Genomic DNA, 4,046 nt, shown 5'->3' on the forward strand with positions numbered 1-4,046 from the left:
AAGGCCTCCGACCGCACTTCTCTCGTATTCTGTGGATTCCTCAAGAGCCTTCAGGAATGGGATGGCCTGTTGTAGCTTCAAGACACCCGATAAATAAGCGGCATCATACTTCGACAATTCGTAGTCGTTTGGCTTTTTCTTTGAATTTAAAGCATCCATTACCAGCTTCTTCTCCCTTTCCACTGCAGCTGCAATCAAAGCTTCACTGCTTCGGGAGAGTTTTCCTCTGTTGACGTCCACAAAGATACGACGGCCCCACCAAGGTCGGACGACAAACATTTCGCACCAGGGACATTGAGGTAGTACCACGCAGACAAGCTGGCCCAAAATGTCCCTGCCATAGTTTTGTGCATAAACCGCTCGTACTCGGTTTCCGTAAATGCGTCGGCAAGTAAATTAACCTTGCCTACATCTTTGCCCTGAGGTGAAACAACGATTAGTTCATACGCCCCAGTGTAGATCAGTGTTGTTCCGCGATCGGAGACGTGGATAGCGAGAGGAGATGCTTCTTTGGGAAACGCAAATTCAATTGTAGAGTCTTTGCTAAGCCGTTGTGGCTTTTCCATTGCCTGCTTGCGAGTCCAGATCGTTTTGCCGCTCAAGATATCAACGCATTTGTAGGTGAAAGAAGCCTGAAATGGTACTATTTTTTCTACCTTGCCTCGATTGTCAGGAGAAGTCGCGTCCACCTGAAATTGTCCGGACGGAGAACGAACGTGAATATCGGAGTAGAAGGTATGAGACGCATGCACAGCCGGGGTAAGAGCAAATGCAACGAAGCAAGCAGTGATGAATTTCATTGCGACATCCTTGATTCTTGTTGAAGGTGGATTGATGCCGAAAACAACGATCCAACCGCATGACTGTACACTGAGAATCAGAAACGTAAAACCAATCGTAGCTCTCGTAATTCCACAGATGAGGAATTGAAGCATAACACAATAAAGTTCGAATTTCGGGGATTCTGTTTTACCAGGGAGAAATTGTCAAGAGAATATTGAGGGAGGTGCATTGAACACGAAGTGAGCTAATTATCCGATCATGAATTGTAAAATAGTCAGGAATCGATTTTTCTGTCCCTGTTCTCATTTATAACAAGAGTTGCGATTGAACCATTTGACCATGGTTTAGCAGATGTTAAAGCGAATTCACACAATAGTCGTGTGGCGCAACACGATTCTTATTGCGCTTCTTCAATTTCCTTGTCTAGTTCTTGAATTCTTGAAATGATTTGGACAAGTGATTCGCCTGTTTTGGTGAGAGTGTATTCCGTTCTTGGAGGAACTTCAGCAAAAGCATGTTTATCCAGCAAACCATAAGCAGTCAATTTACGAAGCCTTTCTGAAAGAATTTTTGCAGATATTCCTTCGATACTTCTTTCCAGTGCTCCAGGTCGATTGATACCCATCCGAATTGCTTCTAAGACGGAAACAGACCATTTGCAGCCGATCACCTGCTCAAGCCGCTCGTACGATTTTCTATGTTTTTTGAGATTTATTTTACTCATGATAACCTGCAATTTACACCATTTTGTGCCTACCCCACCAAAAAGTGCCTGCTTTTCATCGCCTGAAAGGAACCATATATTGCAGGTGTTCCATGTGGGTGGTCCACTGGAATAAAATCTATCATGAGTAAAGGAACATTACAATGAGTACAGCATTATTCTACCATGCAGGATGTCCTGTTTGTGTCGAAGCCGAGCAAAAAGTAGCGGACGCAATTGATCAATCCAAGTACATTGTTGAGGTCGTACATCTTGGAGAGAACAAAGACCAGATCGGCAATGCAGAGAAGGCAGGAGTTAAGTCTGTGCCTGCTCTTGTCCTTGACGGGGTTCCGTTCCATATTAATTTCGGCGCTGATCTTAACGCACTGAAATAGTTATTAATACCGGTCAGAAAATATAGTTCTGGTACCGGAAGCAAGAAGACAAAAAGGGGCAGGGACAGAAATAACGATTCCTGCCCCTTTAATCAATCTTAGAAGTGTTGTAGAGGCAAGTGAAGCAATGTATTTCCTTGGGCTTCTCAACCAAATTTACAAATTCTCGGCGTAGTTTAGCCCACCAGTGAGATTCCTTCTCGAATGCGTCATCGTCATCAAGATAGTCAAAGCGGCTGATCCGATCATCGCCAGCAAGATCAAGTATAAATTGAAGTCACGATTTGGAGAGCTTCTCGCATTCTGCATAGGTTCGCATCAACTCTTCTGATTGTGACGACACAAGTTTGCGGAAAGTGGGGTCTTCCAGTTCGGTCTTCGTCTTCTTGCGTACTCTCTTTACCATATCGGTGTCCTGCTGTAGATCGTGCTTGATGCAGATAACGCTCAAGCACCTTGTTGAGTCGCTACAATTTTTTCAAGTCGGGAAGGTCATAATACCGCAGTACGTTTTGAACGGCGTTATGCAGGTGCTTTTGTGCCTCCCGGGAAGTCATGAGTTCGCGCCACGAAGTCAGATCGTTTTTTGTGAGGACCGTCGAGATCAATTCTGGCTCCAGTGCTGCGGCGTGCTGTGCCGCCGGTCCGATTTCACCATTCGCGGTGAGACGAACAGATTTCGCCTGCTGCTGTTCCTTCAACCAACGTGAGCAGACGAGCAAGTCTTCGGTTCTCATCCCCAGCCAGCAACGGCCCAGCATGTGTGCGATATAATAGTCGGCACCGAAGAAACGCCAGTTCCGCGTTCTGGTCTCCCCCGTGTCCCGAACTTCGATAATCAATACGGGATGTCCTTTTTCGTTTAACTGTTTCGCTTCTTTGACGGCAAAATTCATTCCCTCAGCAGGTGCGATGAGTACTGGCTCGGCGTTGCCCTGCGACCAATATAATGCCGGGAGTACGATGCCCGGTTCTGGATGGAAGAGGAGGCGTTGCGGTGACGCATGGTTTCCATTGATATCGACTTTGGGCACATCGACTTTGGGTTTAGGCAATTCCGAAAGTGGTCGGATACCGGTGACGTCTCGTACGACCGCGCGTGTCAATTTCGGCCTCTGTGCGGCAAGCTGCCTTTCGTAGTCCGCAAACAGATCGAAAATGGATCGCTCGTCAGGCAAACTGAGAACCTGTCCGTCCGGGGTGACCTGCAGGTCCTTGTCAGTGAGAATGGGGACATTAACTTCCTCAAAAACCTCGATCCGTCGTCCTTGTAGCCAGTGCGCGAAGAATCGCACAGCACCTTCTCGCAACCGCTGGCTGAAGCCGTGTTTCTCATTCGCTTCTATCAGTTCCACGCGTTCCGGATAGCCAAGTAGTGTGTAGGCGCGTTTGGCCTGACGGAACGCTTCCCAGGCACCCTCGATTGGCACGAAATCTTTTGTTGCAGCCAGGATCAGAGTTGGTTTGGGCGCTCGTACCAGGATGAAGTCGGAGTGGTCAAAACCGTCACGAATTTGTGCAAACAGATTTTGCTCGGCATCGCCAGGACCGGGACTTTCATTTTTACGTCGATGCGTGGTCATGAAGCAGCCCGGCGCAGCCGCGACAATGCGTTCGTCATACGCCATCAGATAGCTGGTCAGGTTGCCTCCACCAGAATTACCCGTGCAGCCGATACGTTTGGGATCCACGTCCGATCGGCTACAGAGATAGTCAATCGCTCTCACGCCATCCCAAACCATGTAGCTCCCCAGACTACGTCCCAGCAGAATCGGCGCGACTCCGAGTTCCTGATGTTCGTGGCTCGCGCGGTGAAGCGGCTTTCCTTCCGGTCCAATGAGCTGCTTTCGTTCACCCTGACCTATCGGGTCAAAGCACAGCACAACGAAACCATTTTGAACCAGCAACCGATTTGCCCGCTGATATGAATCGTAGGCTTTACCATTCTCACTGTGTCCAACGGGATGCAGAATGGCGGGGAAGGGGCCTGAGCCGCTGGGTCGATATAAATTGGCTGTCACATGAAAACCGGGCTGACTCTCAAACAGAATTTTTTCAATTGTGAAACCGTTTTCTGTGATGATGCCTGTCACTCGCGCATTGAGAGCTGAGCGTTCTGGCATTTCACCTAATGAGCAGTGCAGGGAATCTCGCCGTTTTTT

5 protein-coding genes are annotated in these 4,046 nt (G+C 48.2%); 1 reads left to right on the forward strand and 4 read right to left on the reverse strand.

All coding sequences use genetic code 11. The features are described from left to right. Positions 1-194 precede the first annotated feature (194 nt). Positions 195-800, reverse strand: coding sequence for a hypothetical protein (locus Q0668_RS04055; RefSeq protein WP_298860183.1), 606 nt, complete (start codon positions 798-800; stop codon positions 195-197). Positions 801-1,180: 380 nt separating this feature from the next. Beyond that, the gene (locus Q0668_RS04060; RefSeq protein ID WP_298860185.1) at positions 1,181-1,507 is read right to left on the reverse strand and encodes a helix-turn-helix domain-containing protein; all 327 of its coding nucleotides are present in this window, start codon (positions 1,505-1,507) and stop codon (positions 1,181-1,183) included. 143 nt (positions 1,508-1,650) lie between these two features. Between Q0668_RS04060 and Q0668_RS04065 the strand changes: the two genes are divergently transcribed. Next, positions 1,651-1,884, forward strand: a complete 234-nt coding sequence (locus Q0668_RS04065; protein WP_298860187.1) for a thioredoxin family protein — start codon at positions 1,651-1,653, stop codon at positions 1,882-1,884. 277 nt (positions 1,885-2,161) lie between these two features. Here the strand turns inward: Q0668_RS04065 and Q0668_RS04070 are convergent, their stop codons facing one another. Both Q0668_RS04070 and Q0668_RS04075 read right to left on the reverse strand, forming a co-directional pair. Beyond that, positions 2,162-2,290 (reverse strand): hypothetical protein, encoded by a 129-nt coding sequence (locus tag Q0668_RS04070; RefSeq protein WP_298860189.1) that lies wholly within the window; start codon positions 2,288-2,290, stop codon positions 2,162-2,164. Positions 2,291-2,351: 61 nt separating this feature from the next. Continuing rightward, a partial coding sequence (locus Q0668_RS04075) for a prolyl oligopeptidase family serine peptidase (protein ID WP_298860191.1) occupies positions 2,352-4,046 on the reverse strand: 1,695 nt, incomplete at its 5' end.

The organism is uncultured Gimesia sp., assembly GCF_937910335.1.
Classification (GTDB): Bacteria; Planctomycetota; Planctomycetia; order Planctomycetales; family Planctomycetaceae; genus Gimesia.

What these genes read in the sequence shown, in the direction of transcription:
- Q0668_RS04065 (WP_298860187.1), top strand. Translation starts at nt 1,651, where the DNA reads ATGAGTACAGCATTATTCTACCATGCAGGATGTCCTGTTTGTGTCGAA.
- Q0668_RS04070 (WP_298860189.1), bottom strand. Translation starts at nt 2,290, where the DNA reads ATGGTAAAGAGAGTACGCAAGAAGACGAAGACCGAACTGGAAGACCCC.
- Q0668_RS04055 (WP_298860183.1), bottom strand. Translation starts at nt 800, where the DNA reads ATGAAATTCATCACTGCTTGCTTCGTTGCATTTGCTCTTACCCCGGCT.
- Q0668_RS04060 (WP_298860185.1), bottom strand. Translation starts at nt 1,507, where the DNA reads ATGAGTAAAATAAATCTCAAAAAACATAGAAAATCGTACGAGCGGCTT.